Source organism: Paenibacillus typhae (assembly GCF_900099765.1).
In the GTDB taxonomy this organism is placed as follows: domain Bacteria; phylum Bacillota; class Bacilli; order Paenibacillales; family Paenibacillaceae; genus Paenibacillus_AQ; species Paenibacillus_AQ typhae.
This window is the reverse complement of the sequence record NZ_FNDX01000014.1, coordinates 35,942-55,878: the sequence shown is the minus strand read 5'-3', so window position 1 is coordinate 55,878 and position 19,937 is coordinate 35,942. Positions and strand designations below refer to the sequence as shown.

Sequence of the window (19,937 nt, the reverse complement as noted above, 5' to 3'; positions counted from 1 at the left end):
TTGTCATCTCCTATTCTGCGGGGCCCGCTGCTTGTCATAAGGCCTCATCTCATGCAGCTTGAGTGCCAATTGAAGCTCAAGCATATCGTCCCCGTCATCCGAGTTTAAGTTCAGCAGCTCACAGGCACGTTCAATCCTGTAGGTCACGGTATTATAGTGAGTGAATAATGCGGCTGAGGTTTTTTTTACATTGCGGCTGTTCTTGAAGTACTGGGTCAGTGTCTGCAGCAGGGATACGTTGTGCTTGTTGTCGTAATCCAGCAGGGGAATCAGATACTGATCCCGGTAATCGCGAATTTCTTCAAGCTCCGGCAAATGGTACAGCAGCCTGAAAACACCCAGCTTTCTATAATCTATGAATGGTTCACGGAAATCGCAAATCTCGCGGATATGATAAATCTTCCTGGCTGACTCATAGCTCAAATGAATCTGATCAGGACGGCTAACCTTATCTCCAATGCAGAAAACAAACGTATCTTTGGCACAAACCGCACTCAGCTCCGTAAGCAGGCGCTGCAGAGTGTCGGTAAGCGGACGGTCCCCGTTGTCAGCTATCGTAACTGCCAGATCACCTTCCATGATCGTCATCTTCACATGCTGTAAATCCGCCCTTGTCCTGATTCTCTTCACCGCCTGCTGCAGCTGCTTCACCTCAGGCTTCATGTCCAGCCAGCCTACCACCGCTGCGGTCATAGCCTGATCAGGCAGCGGACAGCCGCAGGCCTCTGCTCTCAGCTTCAGATCCTCGCCGGCAACAATCCTGCCGCTGATCCAATCCTGCAGAAACTGGTCTACGTACTTCAGCTCGACTTCTCTGCGGGCATTCGCATTGATCATTTCCAGTCCGACCAGAACCCCTACCCGGTCTATAGTCAGCTGATCCACCATAGTCAGCTCCTGGTTCCATTCCAGCAAGATCAGCAGGCACTGGTTCATTTGCTTGTCATTGACTGCAGATACATAAGCCCTGATCCGCCGCTCTCCAAGGGTGATGAAACAGATGCCCAGACTAGCCTCATCCCTGAGCTGAATCCAGACCTGCGACTGGCGGTGAAATCCGAGCTCCTCCGCCTGCGGAGAGCAGAACAGATGGTCCATATCATCCAGAAGCACAATCGGATTGTGCAGCATCCCGTCCAGCGAGCGCAGAAAGTCCTCGATGCCGTCACCGTGCAGCAGCTGCTTCGACAGCTTTTGAAACCGGCTCTGGAGCTGGGAGAGCTCCCTGGCTTCCTGAACCAGCACCCGCTCCATGATATCCCTGACTACGTCAGAGAATGATGTGGACGAGGGCAGCTCAAAAATCGGAAAATCCAGCTGGTCGGCAAGCTCAAGCGCCCTGGGCGGAACCTCATCAATAAAACGTTTGGTCTTGATGCCCAGGGCGGAAACGCCCTTCTGGTTCAGCTGGGGAATCATGTCTGATATCAAATCCGGCTGGTCACGGAAAGGGAACCCGCTCGTAATCAGAAATTCCCCCGGCCGGACCCAATCAATTACATCCGGGACCTCCATCACATTTACGCGATTTATGTAACGGTGCAAACCGCCCGCTCCGGCAAGCACTACTGCCTCCTTGAGATCGGGAATCAACAGAATGTCGCTGCAGGTCAGACCTGTGATTACATTGTTCGCCATGGAGCTCCGCCGCCTTTACTTTAGCTTTGAGGAATAGATATCTTCAATAATGGTTGTGCCGAAAAAGGAGTTCGGAGCCACCTGCGCTTCTGCCGGCAGAAAAATGCTGATCTGCTCAGACGGTGAATCCCCGGCATTAGCTACCGAATGGACAACGCCGGCCGGCACATGAAAGGTATCTCCGGCCCGGTAGCTGCTCCACTCGCCGCCGCTCAGCAGCTTAACCTCGCCAACGGTAATATGAATAATCTCCACCACGTCGTGATAATGGGGAACCACCTGCCCGCCGACACCGAGCTTTTCCCATAAAATGGAGCTCATCCGTATCCCCAGCTTATCCGCCTGCGCCGCCGAGACAATCTCCCGGTGATACAGCTCGATATGGTTAGGCATCAGCTCCCATGTCATTTCCTCTGCCGTCAGAACCTCGGTTTCCTGTGTAAGCATATGTCATTCCTCCATAAGATGAATTTATTGATTTCTGCGGAAAATGGCCGCTACCGGTCCTCCGCCTGCCGGTCCCTGATGCTCTCCGCCGCCGGATACATAGATCATCGGATCTCCGCATACATAAGCCAGAACACCGCCGACAACAGCACGCGCATGACGGGTATGGTTAATATCTGAATCATCCAGCATCGTATGACGCCGTTCCCGCACATAGCCCGAAGGGTCAGCCTCCGCCTTGGCCAGCACCTGAATCAGCTCATCTCCGGCATGCCGGTCGATCATCCGCTGCAGCGCTGCTCCGTCAATGGAGTCCTTCATAACATCATGGTCAATGAAATAAGGGCCCTCCGCTGCGGAAGAATTGCCGAATACAATGATTTCACAGCAGGAAAGCTCACTCCCGGCAGACGTCGAAGCAACCGTACTGTAAAGCTCCCAGTTCACGCAGATTTGCTCATCCCGCAGCCCCTCCCGGCCGACTTCTCCAAGCGCTACAGCCACACCAAGGGCCGAAGCGCCTCTGGAATACCCCATCGACTTATAGGTATCCTCTGTCACAAGCTCAGCCTTTCTGCCATGGGCCTCATGGATTTGTTCTGCAGTCAGAAGAGGGCATTTAATCTGTACAAAATGTACATCCTCCGCAGACGCAATACCGGCATCATGCACCGCACGGGACACTGCTTCAGCCACTGCATCGACCTGGCTAAGACGCCCCAGCTCCTCCGGCAGGAAATCTCTGGTCCTGGAAACGCCTATTGCGAGTGATTTCAGCCCAAGCCCGGCCTCTGCAGTCTCCGGCAAGCCGCTGCGGCTCATTACAGTGAAATGCGGACTCAGGATGCCTTCCGTGCCTCCTGACATGATATAGGACACAGCCGCCTGGCCGTCAGCGGAATGCGGAGCAAAAAACTGCTTCAAGGCCATCACCGCGTACCCCCGGGTAAAATCGTTAACACAGCCGTTGCCCTCGGTCTTGCCCAGCACGGCAACTACATGTGCCGGATCAATGATTCCTGCCTCGATAGAGGCTTTAAGGCCTGACGTATCATGCGGAGCCGCTGCAGGCACTTTTATCACTGAGCATTTCATCACAGATCATCGCTCCTTGTCCAAAAGATGACTTTCTTCTCGAGCAGTCCGATACACCAGAACAGCAGCAGCCCGCAGGCCGCCGAAGCGATAATCGCCGAGAACATCACCGGAGTATCCATATGATAGGACGAGACCAGAACAACATATCCAAGCCCCTTGTTCGCGCCGACGAATTCGCCGACAATAGCTCCGACGATCGCCAGGGAGGTCGAGATTTTGAGTGCTGAGAAAATATACGGCAGACTTGTCGGCAGGCGCAGCTTCCAGAAAATTTCCCATTTCGTCCCTTTATATGTGGAAAACAGCTCCCAGGCCTCATATTCAATCGCCTTAAGTCCTTTGACACTGTTCACCAGGATCGGAAAAAAGCAGATCAGCGTGGAGGCCACTACCTTGGAGGAATATCCGGTACCGAGCCACACCACCAGCAGAGGAGCGAGAGCCACAAGCGGTGTTGTCTTGAGGGCAATCGCCAGCGGAAAAGCCCCCTTCTCGATCGGTTTGGAATGCACGAAGATAACGGCTGTAACAAATCCCAGAATATTGGCGAGCATAAATCCGGCCAGAGATTCCATCAGCGTAACAAGCATATGTGAGCCTAACGAAGCTTCAACCGCTGATAAGACCGCTGTGGGAGCCGGCAGCAAATATACCGGAATGGAGAAGAGGCGAACGGCCAGCTCCCAGAGCACCAGAAACCCCAGGCCGAATCCGAGCGGATACAGGCTATCTTTAAGCTTGGCTGTCATAAATGCTTCACCCTCTTTCTCAATTCCTTGACCGTATAGTGGAATTCCGGCAGTTCTTCCATCCCCGCCTCCCGCGGCGAGGGCAGCGGTACCGGAATAATATCTGTAACTCCGGCGGGCCGGGGCGACATCATCACCACCCGGTCAGACAGCAGCACCGACTCCTGAATCGAGTGTGTAACCATAACGATGCTGCTAAGGCTGGTTTCGGGGCTCTCCCATAGACGGAGCAGCTCGAAATTCAGCTTCTCACGGGTTAGTTCATCCAGGGCGCCAAAGGGCTCATCCATTAAAAGCACTGCCGGATCGGCTGCAAGCGCTCTGGCGATTGCAGCCCGCTGCTGCATGCCGCCGCTCAGCTGGTGGGGAAAATGATTCATGAAATCCTGCAGGCCTACCAGGCGCAGCGCACTTTCCGCTTTTTCCCGCGCTTCCTGCTTCGTGAACTTTTTCTTGTTGCCGAGCTCGAGCGGAAGGGTGACGTTCTGGAGTGCCGTCAGCCAAGGCATAAGCACCGGCTTCTGAAAGACCATGCCCAGCGACAAGTCGGAGGAAGCATACGTGACCTTCCCTCCCTTGTCGGGACCGAGCAGCTGAAGCATCAGCCTCAGCATGGTCGATTTTCCGCAGCCGCTCGGCCCGAGTATGGAAATGAATTCATTCCGGTATACATCCAGATTCACCCGGTTAAGCACCTGCACCTCTCCAAAGGACAGGGAGCAGTCTGATAACGAGAGCATCACTTCACGCGCTTTGGATTCCTGTAAGGGACGATGTTCTGCAATGAAGCTCTTCTGTTCCTTAATTACCGCCGTCATAAGACCGCCTCCTATTCCAGGTATTCGTTCGTAAACAGTGACTTCAGATCCTGCTCTTTCTTCACAAAACCAAGCTCAATCAGACTCTTCTGCAGGGTACCCCATGCCTCTTCCTCTGTCGATCCGAGCGGAAGCTGCTCCGGCTCCAGCAGCGGAATGCTGGCTTTCATCATCGCTACCTCATGCTCAAGATTCAGCTTGTCACCATACTTCAAACCAAATTCCGCCGCTTCCTCCGGATTCTTCAGCGCATAATCCCAGCCTTTCATGGAAGCCTGCACGAAGCTCTTGACCAGCTCAGGGTCCTTTTCAATGACAGATTCAGTAGTAAACAGCGTATCCGCATAGAAATTGATGCCGTAGTCATTCGGATCAATAATGTTTACCTCTTTGCCCTGCTCCTGCACAGCCAGCACTTCATTGATCACGTACCCCGGCCACGCCTTCACCTGCCCGGTGAGCAGCGGACTAAGATCATATTTGATCGGCATTTCCTCAATTTGCGAGGTTTCGATGCCTGCGCTTTTCTCCATGGCCCGGAATGTCAGTTCTTCATTGCCGCCCAGCTTAATGCCTACCTTCTGGCCGATAAGATCCTCCATCGTGGAAATTCCCGACTCTTTGAGCGCGAACATTACAAAGGGGGTTTTGCGGTAAATCGTGGATACAGCCTTGACGGGCACTCCCTTTTCCCGGGCAATAATAATCTGGTCCGCTCCGGTTACCCCGAACTCCTCACTGCCGGAAGCGACCATCTGCACCGACGGAAAATCCGATCCGCCCGGCCGTATCTCCACATCCAGTCCGGCATCCTTGTAGTAGCCCTTCTCCACAGCGGTGTAAAAGCCGGCAAACTGGGCCTGATGAATCCATTTCAGTCTCAGTACAACCTTCTTCAGCCCACCGGACTCACCCTGGCCGCCGTCAGCTTTGATTGTCTCATTGGAGCCGGAGCCGCAGGCGGTAATTAGCAGCATAAGTGACGATAACAGGACGAGCATTGCTTTTCTGGACATTTTCCACATAGGATATTCCCCCGTTATGATGTAATGGTTTGCCAAGTGATTAATAACGTTCAGCGGCCTGATAATGCTCCAGTGCTTTGAGAACCTCTTCGGAATGGCTGACACTCCCGAATACGCCTCCCTGCATCTTGACCATTTCCAGCGCGGCCTGATGATTGCGGGGATCAGTAGCTCCGGTGCAATCCTCCAGAATGAGACATTCGTAACCCCGGTCATTCGCTTCCCGCATAGTCGTATGGACACATACATCTGTTGTGATGCCTGTAAGAATCAGATGGGTGATCCCCCTGTTCCGCAAGATCAGGTCAAGGTCCGTTGCGTAAAAGCTTCCCTTGCCGGGCTTATCGATGATAAATTCGCCGGGTGCCGGTGCAAGCTCCTCAATAATCTGCCAGCCTCGTTCGCCCCGGACAAGAATCCGTCCCGCAGGACCAACAGACCCGATCTCTGCCCCGATCTGTTTGCTGCGCCACCGTTTGTTGGCAGGCAGATCGGATAAATCCGGCTTATGCCCTTCCCTCGTATGAATGACAGTGAAGCCTTCAACACGGCGGATACGCTCAAGCAGCTGCTGAATGGGCTTGATTGCCTGAGCCGTCAAGGAAAGGTCGTAACCCATCTGCTCTACGTACCCTCCCTTGCCGCAGAAGTCGGTTTGCATATCAATAATCATGAGCGCTGTCTTCCGGGGATCCATGGCCCCGTCGTAAGGCCACATATAAGGTGATGCTGTGATCTGCATAATATCGTTTCCTCCTCTAAATAAGCACATTATTTGTGTTAGTTTATATAACATTTGTTTTCGCTTCTCTCTTATGAGTTAGATTATATTACAACAAAACTGATATGTCTTCGTTTTTATTACAAGATTATTAACTTTTGTTTCGTGTTTTTCTACAAACATTACTTATTGGGTTATATAAATTAACATAAATAACATGCCTGTACACAGTTTTTGGATGAATAAGGAATATGAGGTATGGATGCGCGTCTACCCCCGAACGCCGTAGCTGTTAATTGAACAGCAAAAAAGCCGTCCAGGACACCAGGTCCCGGACAGCTTGCTGCAATCCCTTCACTTTACAGCTTCATACAAATGTATTCACGCCGTCCATCCGTGTTAGCAAATGTTCCCGCAGCGTGCTGTATTCTGCGTTGCTGCGAATTCTTGCAAAAGACTGATCTTCTGCACCCGCTGTCAGCGGATTGGCGAAATCCTCCACCACTCTGCCCGGTTCAGGGTGCATTACGATCAGACGGCTGGACAGGAGCAGCGCTTCATCCACATCGTGGGTGATGAAGAACATACACTTGCCCGTTTTGCGCCAAATCTCCCGCAGATGCAGCTGCATATTCTCGCGGGTCAGGGCATCGAGTGCGCTGAACGGCTCATCGAGCAGCACAATCTCCGGCTCGGCGGCCAGTGTACGGGCTATGGCTGCCCGCTGCTTCATCCCGCCGGACAGCTGGTGCGGCAGCAGCTTTGCGGATGCTTCCAGCCCCATAAGCTCCAGAAAATAAGATACCCGTTCCTTGCGCCGGGCTTTGGGAAGATTCTGCATCCGCATGCCGAACTCGATGTTACGGGCCAGGGACAGCCACGGGAACAGGTTCGCCTGCTGGAAGACGACACCCACCTCCGGATCGGGCCTTGTATGGCGTTTGCCGTTAATGCTAACCGTTCCCCGGGTCGGCCGCAGATAACCTGCAAGGATATTCAGGAGTGAGGTTTTGCCGCAGCCGGACGGGCCAAGAACAGCCACGAATTCTCCGGGTGCCAGCTGCAGGCTGATGTCCCGCAGCACATGGCGCTCCGCCGCTCCCTTGCCGTAGGCAAGGCCGATTCCGTCCAGCAGAATCCCCTGCTCCCGCTTTTCTTCATAGATCACTCTGGCTCCCCCTTTCCTGCTGCAGATTGTTTATTCCGCAGAATACAGATCATTGCGCAGCGCCTTCTGATACACGGATAACTCGGGCGATTCCGTAATCGATTTCTGCTCCACCAGGAAATCTGCGGTCTCCTTCAGCAGCTGGCCGAACGCACCCGGCTGATCCGGAGTCCCCATATACTCGGGCGCCGTCTGCTGCGAAGCATCAAGCACAATAATTTCGTTCATCGCTTTAAGGGTGGCTTCCGGTGTCAGCCCGAGCTCTGCAGACAGCGCCTCTGCCGACTCCTGCGGCTGATCGCGGTAGAGCTTGACCGCCTCATCCAGCACCGAGATGTATCCTTTGACCACATGCGGATACTTGGCGATAAAGTCATTATGCACGACACCGAACTCGCCGGTAATTCCGCCTTTGGCTGCAACCTCGGCAGAGCTGATAATGATCTTTCCTCCGTCCTCAACCAGCTTGGACTGGCTCGGCTGCCAGGTATATGCACCGTCAATATCGCCGCGCTGCCAGGCGGCCACAATATCCGGAGCCTGCATATCAAGGATGGTAAGGGTCGCCGGATCGATGTTCTCCTGCTTCAGCGCCGAGAGCAGGCTGAAGTGGGAGGTGGAGCCGAAGGTGGTGGCAATGGTATGCCCCTTCAGATCCGCAAGTGAGGCAATCCCAGAGTCACTCTTGACGACAAGCGCTTCGCTCTGGCCGATTACATCATGAATATAATAGACCTGATCCGGCAGACCTTGGGCAATGCCGGATGCCCCTGGCGGTGTTCCGAGCAGGCCGAAGTCAATGCCTCCGCTGGCAATCGCCACATTCACATCACGGCCGGAGTCGAACTTCAGCCAGGTAACAGTGACATCCGGATACTTCTTTTCCAGCAGGCCCAGTGCTTTGGCGAGCAGCTCCCCGTTCGGGGATACCTGGTAGCCGATGCGGATCTCCTTCGGCAGCTCCTCCGCAGCAGCGGCCGGCTCAGCGGCGGCCGTTTCCGCAGCAGCCGTTACGGCTGGCGTTTCCGTCGCTTGCGCCGCATTTTTGCCGCTTGCCTGATTATTATTGCCGCAGGCGGTAATCACCAGCAGTACTGCCAGCACCGCCAGCAGCGGGGTAATCCTGAATAATGTGCGGAATTGTCTCAAAGCATTCCTCTCCCTTTTGAATAGATAGTCTTATTGCTCCGTCCACGGCGAGACTAGCCGGATCAGGCTGCGGATTACAAGATCAATGGCAATGGCGATAAGCGCCATAATGATAATGCCCAGATACATAATGTCACTGCGTAAAAACTTGCTCGCATCCAGTACCATCCAGCCGACGCCGGATACAGCAGCAACCATTTCAGCGGCAACCAGTGTAGCGTAGCTTACGCCGACAGCTGTGCGCAGACCGGTCAGAAGCTCCGGGAGCACCGACGGGAAAATAATGAACGCATACAGCTTCCAGCCCTTTGCCCCAAGCGAACGTGCACCGTTAATCCGGTCGGGGCTGAGCCGCTGAACACTGAATACCGCCGTAATGAACAATGGGGCAAAGGCGCCGAGAAACAGCAGCAGCACCTTGGACACATCCGTGATCCCGAACCAGAGAATCAGCAGCGTATAGTAGGCAAGCGGCGGCAGCGGACGGTAGAATTCAATAAAAGGGTCCACAATTGCCCGCAGCACCCGGTACCGTCCGCACAGAATACCCAGCGGAACCGCCGTGGCAAAAGCCGCCGCCAGCGCCAGAAATAGCCGTCTCATGCTGGTGCCGATATGGTTCAGCAGCGTATGCCCTTTGTACCCGTCGCGGAGCACATCCATAAAGGCGTTCCATACGGTCTGCGGCTTGGGCAGAAACAGCGGATTGACCCAGCCGAACGTGCCGGCGCACCACCACAGCAGCAGCACCGCCAGCAGGGAAGCGGCGGAGATTCCGCGGTACAGCCATTCCTTTGATATTTTCCCGCCGGCACCTTTCCTTGCGGCAGCCGGCGCAAGCCGGTCCTCTCCATTTGTCAGCGGCACTGCGGCCTGTGTGTTGCTCTGCATATCAGCATCTCCTTCATTCAAAAAGGCCTGCCGCTCAGCAGGGCATACTTCACCCGTATTGCTGAGACGGCAGGCCTCCGGTTGTCCGGTCAGCGCTAACCGATAAACTCAAACATTGCACAAAAGGATTTGATCGTCTCCATCATTTCTTTTTCAATCAGGGACAGGTGATGCCGTTTGGTCCAGGCCAGAACAATGGAAACATCCAGCTCGGCACCGGTGATTTCAAGCGGAACAATACTGCCCTTATTCACAAAATAATCACTCATGAACCTGGGGGCAAAGGCTGCGCACAGGTTCTGCGAAATTACTTTTTCCAGCATCGGAAAGCTGTCCAGCCGGTAAGCCACATTGCATTCGCCGTAACCCCCAAGCAGCTCGGAAACCCAGCAGTCAGTAGCAAACTCCGTATTGTATAACACCAGCGGCTGAGCCATCGCCTCCTGCAGCGTAATGCTCCCGCCGTCGGCCAGCTCCGACTCCCTGCTGACCAGCAGCACCAGCCGGTCCCTGAACAGCTCCCTGAAGCAAAGATCCCGTTCCCCGCCCGGGCTGCAGCTTTTCATCACCACGCCGAAATCCGCTTTGCCCGCCGCAATATCACGCAGGTTGTTATTGGACTCCCCGACCTTCATCAGCACATTTACATTAGGATGCCTGTATTTGAACGTTGTCAGGGCATTGACCATAATGGTGTTGCTGATAAACGGCTCTACCGCCAGATGAATGCTTCCGGTCATACTGCGTGTGTTCTCCTCGGCAAGCGCTTTGATATCCTCAAGCAGATCAATGGCCTCCATAGCCTTGGCGATAACAGCCTGTCCAATTTCTGTAGGATGCACGCCCTGATTGGTCCGCTTGAACAGCGGAACCCCCAGCTCAACCTCAAGCTTGGATACCGAGGAGCTGAGTGCTGGCTGTGATATGTAGGCGCGTTCAGCTGCCGTCGAAATGGACCCCGTCTGGGCAATCGCCACAATATGATAGAGCTGTTCCAGGCGCATAAGCGTCTCCCTCTCTCAACGTAATAGCCTCATTATATAATCATAAATCCAATGTGACTACTAGGAAAAAGATCGCAGATAAGCCGCAGCCTTTATCTTATTGCCTTGGCTGTTGCCCGTTACCCGGCTGTTCTGCAGGTACCCACTCCTCCAGCTTGTCGGCCAGCGCCTGCCGCGGATGATACCCGCCGATTCTTACCTTCACCTCTCCGCCCAGAAACAGCACCATATGGGGAATCCCTTTCAGCCGCAGCCTGTTGAACAGGTGGCGGTATCTGTCGGCATTTACCCCGTATACCTGCAGCCGTCCTCTAAAATCATGGGCCACCGCCTCGGCGACCGGGAAAAGCTCCCGGCAGATTTTGCAGCGCCGGGAACCGAAAAACACCAGCACGGGCTCTTCACTGCCAAAGGTCAGCTCATCAAATTCACGGTCCGTAATATGGGGCACATGCTTGCGGGGCACCTCGGTCCGCATCCTGTGCCTAACTTCCTGCTCCTGCCGTAACAGGCTCAGCCGCAGGATCGGCAGCTCCGGACGCCCCGTCTGCTACCCCGGACAGAATCTGATACAGGATTCCGCCTTCGGCATCCTTAGGTACAGGTGAGCCGGTCAGATGGCAGATGGTTGGTACGATATCGACTACTTTGACCTTACGGCCGATGATCTCTCCGCTCTTCACTCCGGCTCCCAAGGCAATGAACAAGGCCTGCATGGAATAGCCCTGCAGCGTATGATTGCTGAGGCCGTTGCCGTGGCAGCGGGTGAAATCCGGCTCCAGAATGTAGAAGATGTCCCCGGAATTTTCGCCTCCCAGCCCCACCAGCTCCATATCATTGCGGTTCAGGGCAAAGCTGATTACCCGCCTGCCGGTTTTCGGATCGCGGTAGCTGTACAGGTCATCAATAATCTTCTGGACCGTCCGGTCATAATCAGCAGGATCAACGATGCCCTGCGGGTCGCGTCCTTTTAAATTGAGATAGATGAAGGTAGCGCGCTGGGCGACAGCAACGGTATTGCTCCAGTCAATCTCCACGCTTCCCGCATTATCCTTCAGCCTGGTATACCCTAATTCGCCCATGATGCCGACGTTGATGCCCCACATGTCCCCGATCAGCGGGTGATCCGTTTCAGGATTTTTGGCTACTCCTGCATGGTCTGAAACGATGAACACCGCCGTCTCGCCGTCCAAACGGTCCAGCAGCGCACCGATGAAGCGGTCGCTGATTTCATATATTTTGTAGATAATCTCCTCATAACGTTTATAATCCGGTGACGCGGCAGGCAGCGTATGATCGAGATAGAAATGGTTGAACATGTCGATCCCGTGCATATGGGTATAAAATAAATCCCACTCGTTGCCGTCCAGCAGGTAGTTGATCGCATCCACATGCCAGCCGTACATTTCCCCGATGGACTCGAGCAGCACCTGATCGGCTTGCGGATTCAGACGGCTGTAGTTGGAGGGCTGCAGCATCGGTCCGACCTTGCTGTACAGCTCTTCCCCGATGCTCTGGGGGTGGAAATACTTCCCGGTCTTTAAATCTAATACATAAGATGAATAGAATTTGAAGCTGCCGCCCGCCGGGTCCAGCTCCAGCACACGGATCTTGTAGGCAACCGGAATGCTGGTTCCGTCAATGGTATAGCTGTCATATATCCAGCTACTCCACTCCCCTAGCACCGCTTCTCCAAGCGGGGCTTCCGCTGTCTTGGATGCATAGATCGAAATCCGGTTGTAGGTTACCCCGTCATCGGCGGTCAGCAGTCCCCAGCGTCTGGCCTGACCGTTGTTGACCGGCACCGGAAATTCTCTCGCGCCTGCCGGGGCAGTGCTCCATCCGGCGGCCGGCTGGACCGGAGTCAGAATCTGGTCAGCGGTTGGGGTATCGGCTGATAATTCTCCGTCCTGTGTCGTGGTGACCAGCCCCGGCTGGGTATAGCCATAGCCCTCATAAGTCTCTTTGCTCAGCTCTGCCTTCTGGGTCGTTTCCTCCCCTTCAAAACGGCAGTTGGCTCCTGTATTGTCAACTACATGCGGAATTTCAACTAACTCAAAGTCGCCGGTTTTGCCCTCATAGAGCTTCTCATAGTCGATATAGCCGCGGAGATTTGTGTATATGCTGGTTCCGTCTACATAGATCGCATCCTGCACCTGCGGCGGCCATGAGGTCGGATAGTTGAAGATGATACTCTTCTTGCCTGCTCTGGCATAAGCCTCCCAGATCGTCTCGGCCTTTAGGAGGCCGGAATCAAAGCCGTAGTCCAGCACATCCAGCTCGTTGCCCAGCGTATGGTTCCAGAAGCAGGTGATACCATGCGTCGCCGGATACGCTCCGGTGGCAATCGATGCCCAGTTGGGCGGGGTAATCGCCGGCAGCACACTTTGCATGCCTAAATCGCCCGAAGCCGCGCCTGCTTCGATCGCCCTCCGGAAATTGGGAAGCTTCCCTTCCGCCACATAACGCCGGATCACTGACGGGTCGGCCCCGTCAAGCCCCAGCAGCATTACCTTTTTCGCTGCACCCTTGCTGCCTGCCATGTCATTTCACTCCGTCCATCAATATTGTAGATATTCCAATGAGACAACTTGGAATTAATCTCTGAAGCCATTATAGACAGAGAGTCAGGCAAAAGTTAAATAGACGCTGCTTATACTGGTATAAGCAGCGTCTATCCCGTTACAATAATTAGTCAGACTCTTCAGCATCTTGCCGTCTGCTGCTGCAGGCGGCCATCCAGCGTATAGCTGCTGCCTGCTTCAGCATGGATTACTGTCTGTTGCTCCCGGACGCGCACAAATACTGTACCGGTTGAATGAGTGCGCAGCACGGCCCTGACCAGCAGCCCGTCCGCCCACTCGATGTCCGCTTCGATATTGCCTTTTGCCCGAAGCCCTGACACCGATCCGCTGCCCCAGGCTGCAGGGAGCGCCGGCAGCAGGCGGATTTCTCCCGGCCTGCTCTGCAGCAGCAGCTCGGCAATTGCAGCCGTCCCGCCAAAGTTGCCGTCAATGACGAAAATATTGCTTTCCGCTCCGGCGATACCAGCCTTGGAATAGGTAAGCAGATTATCGAAGCACAGCCCGCTGATCAGATGGGCAATATGCTTACAAGCCTGCTCCCCGTCATGCAGGCGGGCAAAGTAAAGTGCAAACAGCGCTGCAGTAAACTCCACATCCTCCAGATCATCCTGCTGCATCCGGTTCTCCAGGGTGATTCTGGCCGCAGCGCTCAGGTCAGGCGTCTCTTCAGGCGTAATCTGGCTGGCCGGATATAACGCGCACAGATGGGAGAGATGGCGGTGCTCCGGCTGCGCTTCGGCATAGTCCTCCAGCCATTCCTGCAGCTGGCCCCGGCTGCCGGTCAGCAGCGGCGGCAGCTGGGCAATCGCCCCGGTCAGGCGTGCCTGCAGCTCTTTGTCCTGCCCCAGCAGCTCCGCCGCCCGCAGGCAGAAGGTAAACAACTCACGGATCAGCACCTGATCCAGCGTTACGCCCATCGACAGCTGCTGCGGTTCCCCGCTGCTGTCAGGATAGAAGCTGTTCTCCGGTGAATTGGACGGCCCGCTGACCAGCCAGCCCTTGTCCGGATGAACCGTCATGTAGCTGAGAAAGAAAGCCGCCGCCTCTTTAAGCACCGGATAAGCCTGGCGCTGCAGGAACTCACGATCCTGGCTGTATTCATAGTGCTCGATCATCTGGACAGCAAGCCATAGCCCCCCGGTGACATTCAGCCCCCATGAGGTCTCCCAGCCGGGGGCGGTAAAGCCCCAGACATTGGAGAATACGTGGGCTGTCCAGCCTTCACTCCCGTAAAAATCCTGCGCGCTGCGTCTTCCCGCCTGTGCCAGCCGCTCCAAATAATGCATCAGCGGCAGATGGCTTGCTCCCAGATTCACGGCTTCGGCCGGATAATAATTCATCTGGGTATTGATATCCAGATGATAATCGCAGCTCCAGCCCATCCGGCAGGCTTCACCGTCATTCCAGATGCCCTGCAGATGCAGCGGAAGCGGCGAATCCGCCCGTGAGCCGGCGATCATCAGATACCGCCCGTATTGCAGGAACAGTGCGAACAGTCCCAGGTCACCTGTGCCGCCCCCTTCAGCCAGGCGGCGGATGCGGCTGTCGGTGGGGATTCCCGGGTCGGCAGCTTCACCCAGCCGGATTGACATCTTGGCAAATTCTTCGCGGTAATCAAGGATATGAGCTTCCCTCAATACCGCGTATCCCTTAGCAGCAGCCTGTTCGAGACTACGGGAGCACTGCTGTTCCCAGCCTTCTGCCTTGTTGGGATAGTCGGTACAGACGGTGAAGTATACGCGTGCCTCATCCGCCCCCGCGACCGTCCACCGGCCGTCCTCCATAGCCAGCCTGCCTCCGGTAAGCTCCAGCCTGATTCTCCCTTCAGCCCATACCCCGCAGGTACCGTCACTGTGTACCTGCTCGGTAGCCTGGCAGCGGAATCGCAGTGTACAGTCGTCCAGCCGGCTGACTGTGAAGGAATCCGTTCCGCCGCCGGCGCCCAGCGTAAAAGACAAGCCGCCGGGCTGTCCGCTCCAGATTCTCGCCGCAATGACATCATCGGCATGGGAGGCAATAACCTCCCGGAACAGTGTATATCCGCCGGGATAATGGCACTCGCTCCGGATAACCGCATTCTCCAGATCCAGCTCACGCCGGAAGCGAAAGCCCTTCTCCTCCAGCCCTTCAACCGGCTGGTCAAAAGAAAACTCCAGCTCACACAGCGCCAGATTCGTGCCGAAGTTCCGCTTCACAGGCTGCAGATACTGCTTGGCAAGCCGGTCGCCCTCTGCATAATTACCGCTCAGAAAGTATCTGCGCATCTCTTCAAGCGCTTCGCGGCCCCCGAAGGGACCAGGAATCACTTCTTCCCGGCCGGACCAGTAGGTCACTTCATTCATACTCCATACTTCGCGCCGCGGTGATGCCATAATAACAGCGCCCATTCTTCCGCTGCCTGCCGGCAGCCCCTGTGACCAGCCTTCGGCAGGACTGGTATACCACAACTTCAAATCGCTCACTTGCATATCCTCCTGTCTGATTGAACCCGAAACCTTTAGATGCCGCTCAGGCTAAGTGGAAATTCGCCATCTATTTCTTAATCAGACCTCGAAATGAGATTACTAATTGGAAAAACGTCACTTCATTTCATGGATGTCGCGCCATTAGCCGTTTTTGAGCTGAAATAAGTGACGTTTTTCCACCTAAATGGTCCTATCAATGAAAAATAATAGAACTAAGTAGCAAAAATCCAACTAGATATGAGAAGCGTGTGGAATGGGCAGATTACAACCTGCCACGCCTGATCCGGGCAGAGCCCGGCATCCATTTATACAATAAAACGTAGCCGGAGCCTCAGCTGTGCAGCAGCTTCAGCACCCGCAGGCCCATGCCGGTGCTGCGGCTGTCCCGGCGGCCCGTATTGCGGATCGTAATCCGCATCAAGGCGCGCTCCGCCTGCAACGGAAACATGAACGGCACCGGCCGGTAAGCACCCGGGCACCATTCATCAAACAGATTAACCTCGGTAAACGCTCCGCCGTTCAGCGAGTACTCAAAGATTCCAGTGTCCGGCCCGCACAGCAGGACAAGCCCGGCACGCTGTCCGGTCACCTCAAAGCTGAAGCCGCCAACCGGATCATCTGTCCAGGCATGCACGGTCGGGAACCGCCAGTTCATCAGCGGCTCACCGGGCGGAAGCTCACCTATACAGAATTCCGGGGAATACGAGGCAATGCTGCAATCCAGCATCCCTCCATATTCATAGTTACAGTGGTCAAGCGGAACATACGGCAGAAGATTTTCCGCCGCCGCCTCACCGGGAGAACACTCTACCAGCAATGCCTGCTCCAGATACCTCCTCACAAAAGCTGCATACAGCGCTTGCCCCCCATCCAGCGGGTGATACCCATCAGGCGCGCATTGCTTCCAGTCCAGCTCGCCGGCCTGGATCATGTCATATACTCCGGCAGCACAGTCGACTGACGGGATGCCATAATAGCCGGCCACCTCTTCATGCACCGCGATGTTGAACGGCTTGCGGCCGGTCAGATTCTTATCGGCCGCCGTGTAGATGAAGATCAGGTCCATGTCCGGATTCAGCCGCCGGCACTGCCGGACAATCCCTTCCATGCCGCGCACTGATTCTTCCCGGTCATCCCCGTCATTCACGCTGAACTCAACGAACAGCAGGTCAGGCTCCCCTTCGTGAAACACATGCTCCGCCAGCCGGTTGGCCCCGAACGAGGAATCGGTGCCGCCGACACCGGCATTGATGCAGCGCAGCTGACGGCCTTCATACACCGACTGCAAATACGCGCCGGTCAGCGCCCGCCAGCTGGACGTTTCAGGCTCTGAAGCACCGGCTCCTTCCGTAATGGAGCCGCCTAGAAAGGCAACAGTAAGCGGGGAACTGCCTGCAAGCTTCCTGCGCATGCCGGGCAGCCCCCGGCGCGGGGCAATGATATCATTGACGCCGCTGCCCCGGTGACTCATCTTTTCACCTCCGTTCGTCAGCCGCTCAGGCCTTATTTTGCTGAAGCATCATAGGCCTTTTGCAGAATTTCAAGGTAACGGTCCAGCTTCAGATCCTTCAGGCCTTTGACATAGGCATCCCAGTCCTTGTTCAGGTCCTTGTTGCCAGTAATAAACTGCAGCTCATTCTGCTCGATGTAATTTTTCAGATTCGTCTGCAGCATGCTGGCTTCATCAATCTCTGAAGGATCGATCCAGATCGCCCAGATCGGGAACAGCTCCTTCGGCTCATGGCCTTCATAGAGCAGGGTTGCATCGTAAAGCCTGCGTTCATATCCGTCCGCTGCATAAATATCGGTTCCCTGAACCCAGGTGTCGCGGTACTCCTTAGGCATATAGAAATGCCCCATGCCGCTCCAGCCCGCATTGCGCGGGGATTCGCCTTCAGCTACCGGTATCGCCTTGATTACAGGCTTCACATCCTTGCCGAGTGCCACATCCCCCTCTGCCGGATCGGTCCAGTCAATCCCCTTCATGCCGCTGGCCGCATTGGTCTGGCCCTCCGGAGTGAACATGTAATCGACCATCTTGATCAGGGCGACCTGCGCCTCTTTGCTGGCTTTGTTGGTAATGACGAACTTGGCGCCCGGTGATACGCCGCCGGCATCATGTGTCGCATAGGAGATGCCCTGCGGTCCGGTGAGCGGAGCCAGCGGATTATAATGCGCCGAACGGGTATTGCCCGCGTCGATGTTAACGAAGATCGCCGGATGCATGCCTGCACCCGCACCGAGGATTTCGGCCTCGGCATTTTCACCGATTTTTTTGAAAGCCTCTGCATTCTGGGTAAAGGCTCCCGGATCAATCAGGCCGGCATCGTACAACGATTTGATATAGGCCAGACCTTCCTTCCACTCCGGCTTAATCGCTGCGGACTCCACCTTGCCATCCGTCAGATTCAGGTAATTGCGGTCATCGTCATAGACGAAGCTGTTCATAAGATAAGGTATGATGCGGACGCCAAAATCTTCAGTTGATCCGCTCAGCGGCACTTCATCAGCCTTGCCGTTGCCGTTCGGGTCCTGTGTTTTGAAGGCCTCCAGCATCTGCTTGAATTCCTCCGTTGTCTTCGGCGCCTCCAGATTCAGCTTCTTCAGCCACTCCGTATTGATCCACATTTTATTCGGGTAGGAGCAGTGGAAACATTCGGCATACGCTCCCAGTCCGTAAATGTTACCGTCAGGCGCAGTTATCAGCGACTTCATCGCCGGTGTCTTTTCCATGGCAGCCTTGATATTGGGCGCGTACTGCTCAATCAGGTCGTTCAGCGGAATCAGCACGCCCTGCTGCCCGTATTTCAGCACATCGCCCTGGGAGAACTCGTCAATGTAGGCGGTCAGCAGATAGGCATCGGGATAATCCCCGCTGGCCAGGGAAATCTGGCGTTTCTCCTTGGCGCCGTCGGACGGATTGATCTGCCAGTCAAACTTGATATTAAATTTATCCTGAATGAAGGTGGTGAATTTATTAGTGGGGATGTCGATGCCTGATTCCTGGACGGCGAACACGCTGACCTCAACAGGCTGTGAAGCGCTCCCCGCATTACTGCTGCCGGATGCTGTAGGGGACGGGCTTTCTGTATTGTTGTTGCCCGAACAGCCGCTGAGCACCGCCGCAAATACGGTAGCCAGCATTACGAAACCTAACAGACTTTTTCTCAAAGCCGATCAACTCCCTTTTTATTGTTGGACAAGGCGGAAATTTAATAGTGCTGCTGTACCGTAAAAGGCCTCACCCCCTTGCCGCAGGCATGCAGCCTTCAGCCCTTGACTGAGCCGACCAGCATTCCCTGTACGAAATACCGCTGTACAAAAGGATAAATGACCAGCACAGGCAAGGTGGCGACGACGATCAGCGCATATTTCAGTAACTCCGCCATCTGCTGCCGCTCCACCATCGCTATTGCATCCATGTTCCCGGCACTGTTGTTCTGGATGATAATACTGCGCAGCACCAGCTGCAGCGGGAACAGATTGGCCGATTTCAGGTAGATCAGGGCATCAAAGTAGGCGTTCCACTGTCCGACTGCATACATCAGCACCAGCACCGCCAGAATCGGCTTCGACAGGGGCAGCACCACACTGAGAATAAACCGCATATCACTGCACCCGTCAATCTCGCTGGCCTCCAGCAGCTCCTCGGGAATCGAGGCCTGGAAGAAGGAACGGGCAATGATCACCTGCCAGACCCAGATGGCATTTGGAATAAGCAGCGCCCAGCGGGTGTCGATCAGATGCATCTCTTTTACCACCATATAGGTGGGAATCAGCCCGCCGCTGAAGATCATAGTGAAGGTAATTATCATCATTAACGTATTGCGTCCAAAAAAAGTTCTGCGCGACAGCGGATAAGCGATCATGACCGTCAGAATCACACTGATCAGCGTACCGGCCGCCGTATAAAAAATAGAGTTGCCATACCCGCTGATAATCTCGGGCGTATTGAACAGGACTCTGAAGCCCTTGAAGGAAATATCGACCGGCCAGAGCCAGACTTTGCCTGAGGTGACGGCTGCCGGAGAGCTGATTGAGCTGCTGATAATAAAAATAAGCGGATACAGCACAGCGATTACCACCAGAATAAGCAGCGTGTACACTGCGGCCAAAAAGATCCGGTCACCGGCGGACTCTCTGATTTTACGGGAAACTGCGGACGATGCTGCCATACAG

At 54.9% G+C, this 19,937-nt stretch carries 17 protein-coding genes; all 17 read right to left on the bottom strand.

Annotated elements, in window-relative coordinates; genetic code table 11:
- Positions 1-3: 3 nt before the first annotated feature.
- The gene (locus BLR64_RS14025) at positions 4-1,638 is read right to left on the bottom strand and encodes a PucR family transcriptional regulator (protein WP_090715018.1); all 1,635 of its coding nucleotides are present in this window, start codon (positions 1,636-1,638) and stop codon (positions 4-6) included.
- Positions 1,639-1,653: 15 nt separating this feature from the next.
- Complete coding sequence (locus BLR64_RS14020) at positions 1,654-2,085, bottom strand: cupin domain-containing protein (protein ID WP_090715016.1); 432 nt, start codon at positions 2,083-2,085, stop codon at positions 1,654-1,656.
- A gap of 24 nt (positions 2,086-2,109) precedes the next feature.
- On the bottom strand, positions 2,110-3,180 hold the full coding sequence (gene atzD, locus BLR64_RS14015; RefSeq protein ID WP_090715015.1) for a cyanuric acid amidohydrolase: 1,071 nt from the start codon (positions 3,178-3,180) through the stop codon (positions 2,110-2,112).
- Positions 3,180-3,932 (bottom strand): ABC transporter permease, encoded by a 753-nt coding sequence (locus BLR64_RS14010; RefSeq protein WP_090715013.1) that lies wholly within the window; start codon positions 3,930-3,932, stop codon positions 3,180-3,182. Before BLR64_RS14010 ends, atzD begins: the two co-directional genes overlap by 1 nt.
- On the bottom strand, positions 3,929-4,750 hold the full coding sequence (locus BLR64_RS14005; RefSeq protein ID WP_090715012.1) for an ABC transporter ATP-binding protein: 822 nt from the start codon (positions 4,748-4,750) through the stop codon (positions 3,929-3,931). Before BLR64_RS14005 ends, BLR64_RS14010 begins: the two co-directional genes overlap by 4 nt.
- Before the next feature lie 11 nt (positions 4,751-4,761).
- On the bottom strand, positions 4,762-5,775 hold the full coding sequence (locus tag BLR64_RS14000; protein ID WP_090715010.1) for an ABC transporter substrate-binding protein: 1,014 nt from the start codon (positions 5,773-5,775) through the stop codon (positions 4,762-4,764).
- 40 nt (positions 5,776-5,815) lie between these two features.
- Positions 5,816-6,517: a biuret amidohydrolase gene (gene biuH / locus BLR64_RS13995; RefSeq protein ID WP_090715008.1), complete on the bottom strand. Its 702-nt coding sequence runs from the start codon at positions 6,515-6,517 to the stop codon at positions 5,816-5,818.
- Between the two features lie 346 nt (positions 6,518-6,863).
- On the bottom strand, positions 6,864-7,664 hold the full coding sequence (locus tag BLR64_RS13990) for an ABC transporter ATP-binding protein (RefSeq protein ID WP_090715007.1): 801 nt from the start codon (positions 7,662-7,664) through the stop codon (positions 6,864-6,866).
- A gap of 30 nt (positions 7,665-7,694) precedes the next feature.
- Positions 7,695-8,813, bottom strand: a complete 1,119-nt coding sequence (locus BLR64_RS13985) for a taurine ABC transporter substrate-binding protein (RefSeq protein ID WP_244157702.1) — start codon at positions 8,811-8,813, stop codon at positions 7,695-7,697.
- Positions 8,814-8,843: 30 nt separating this feature from the next.
- Positions 8,844-9,704, bottom strand: a complete 861-nt coding sequence (locus BLR64_RS13980; RefSeq protein ID WP_090715005.1) for an ABC transporter permease subunit — start codon at positions 9,702-9,704, stop codon at positions 8,844-8,846.
- A gap of 95 nt (positions 9,705-9,799) precedes the next feature.
- Entirely contained in the window at positions 9,800-10,708 is a 909-nt protein-coding gene (locus BLR64_RS13975) for a LysR family transcriptional regulator (protein ID WP_090715004.1), read from the bottom strand.
- Between the two features lie 97 nt (positions 10,709-10,805).
- On the bottom strand, positions 10,806-11,186 hold the full coding sequence (locus BLR64_RS13970; protein WP_090715002.1) for a thioredoxin family protein: 381 nt from the start codon (positions 11,184-11,186) through the stop codon (positions 10,806-10,808).
- A 7-nt stretch (positions 11,187-11,193) separates the two neighbouring features.
- Complete coding sequence (locus tag BLR64_RS13965) at positions 11,194-13,251, bottom strand: alkaline phosphatase family protein (protein WP_090715001.1); 2,058 nt, start codon at positions 13,249-13,251, stop codon at positions 11,194-11,196.
- A gap of 161 nt (positions 13,252-13,412) precedes the next feature.
- Positions 13,413-15,761, bottom strand: coding sequence for a glycoside hydrolase family 95 protein (locus BLR64_RS13960; protein WP_482194140.1), 2,349 nt, complete (start codon positions 15,759-15,761; stop codon positions 13,413-13,415).
- A gap of 328 nt (positions 15,762-16,089) precedes the next feature.
- The gene (locus BLR64_RS13955; RefSeq protein ID WP_090714997.1) at positions 16,090-17,229 is read right to left on the bottom strand and encodes an SGNH/GDSL hydrolase family protein; all 1,140 of its coding nucleotides are present in this window, start codon (positions 17,227-17,229) and stop codon (positions 16,090-16,092) included.
- Between the two features lie 32 nt (positions 17,230-17,261).
- Positions 17,262-18,929: a type 2 periplasmic-binding domain-containing protein gene (locus BLR64_RS13950; protein ID WP_167360678.1), complete on the bottom strand. Its 1,668-nt coding sequence runs from the start codon at positions 18,927-18,929 to the stop codon at positions 17,262-17,264.
- 98 nt (positions 18,930-19,027) lie between these two features.
- Positions 19,028-19,933, bottom strand: a complete 906-nt coding sequence (locus BLR64_RS13945) for a carbohydrate ABC transporter permease (RefSeq protein ID WP_090714996.1) — start codon at positions 19,931-19,933, stop codon at positions 19,028-19,030.
- Positions 19,934-19,937 lie beyond the last annotated feature (4 nt).

What these genes read in the sequence shown, in the direction of transcription:
- BLR64_RS14025 (WP_090715018.1), bottom strand. Translation starts at nt 1,638, where the DNA reads ATGGCGAACAATGTAATCACAGGTCTGACCTGCAGCGACATTCTGTTG.
- BLR64_RS14020 (WP_090715016.1), bottom strand. Translation starts at nt 2,085, where the DNA reads ATGCTTACACAGGAAACCGAGGTTCTGACGGCAGAGGAAATGACATGG.
- atzD (WP_090715015.1), bottom strand. Translation starts at nt 3,180, where the DNA reads ATGAAATGCTCAGTGATAAAAGTGCCTGCAGCGGCTCCGCATGATACG.
- BLR64_RS14010 (WP_090715013.1), bottom strand. Translation starts at nt 3,932, where the DNA reads ATGACAGCCAAGCTTAAAGATAGCCTGTATCCGCTCGGATTCGGCCTG.
- BLR64_RS14005 (WP_090715012.1), bottom strand. Translation starts at nt 4,750, where the DNA reads ATGACGGCGGTAATTAAGGAACAGAAGAGCTTCATTGCAGAACATCGT.
- BLR64_RS14000 (WP_090715010.1), bottom strand. Translation starts at nt 5,775, where the DNA reads ATGTGGAAAATGTCCAGAAAAGCAATGCTCGTCCTGTTATCGTCACTT.
- biuH (WP_090715008.1), bottom strand. Translation starts at nt 6,517, where the DNA reads ATGCAGATCACAGCATCACCTTATATGTGGCCTTACGACGGGGCCATG.
- BLR64_RS13980 (WP_090715005.1), bottom strand. Translation starts at nt 9,704, where the DNA reads ATGCAGAGCAACACACAGGCCGCAGTGCCGCTGACAAATGGAGAGGAC.
- BLR64_RS13975 (WP_090715004.1), bottom strand. Translation starts at nt 10,708, where the DNA reads ATGCGCCTGGAACAGCTCTATCATATTGTGGCGATTGCCCAGACGGGG.
- BLR64_RS13970 (WP_090715002.1), bottom strand. Translation starts at nt 11,186, where the DNA reads ATGCGGACCGAGGTGCCCCGCAAGCATGTGCCCCATATTACGGACCGT.
- BLR64_RS13965 (WP_090715001.1), bottom strand. Translation starts at nt 13,251, where the DNA reads ATGGCAGGCAGCAAGGGTGCAGCGAAAAAGGTAATGCTGCTGGGGCTT.
- BLR64_RS13960 (WP_482194140.1), bottom strand. Translation starts at nt 15,761, where the DNA reads ATGCAAGTGAGCGATTTGAAGTTGTGGTATACCAGTCCTGCCGAAGGC.
- BLR64_RS13955 (WP_090714997.1), bottom strand. Translation starts at nt 17,229, where the DNA reads ATGAGTCACCGGGGCAGCGGCGTCAATGATATCATTGCCCCGCGCCGG.
- BLR64_RS13945 (WP_090714996.1), bottom strand. Translation starts at nt 19,933, where the DNA reads ATGGCAGCATCGTCCGCAGTTTCCCGTAAAATCAGAGAGTCCGCCGGT.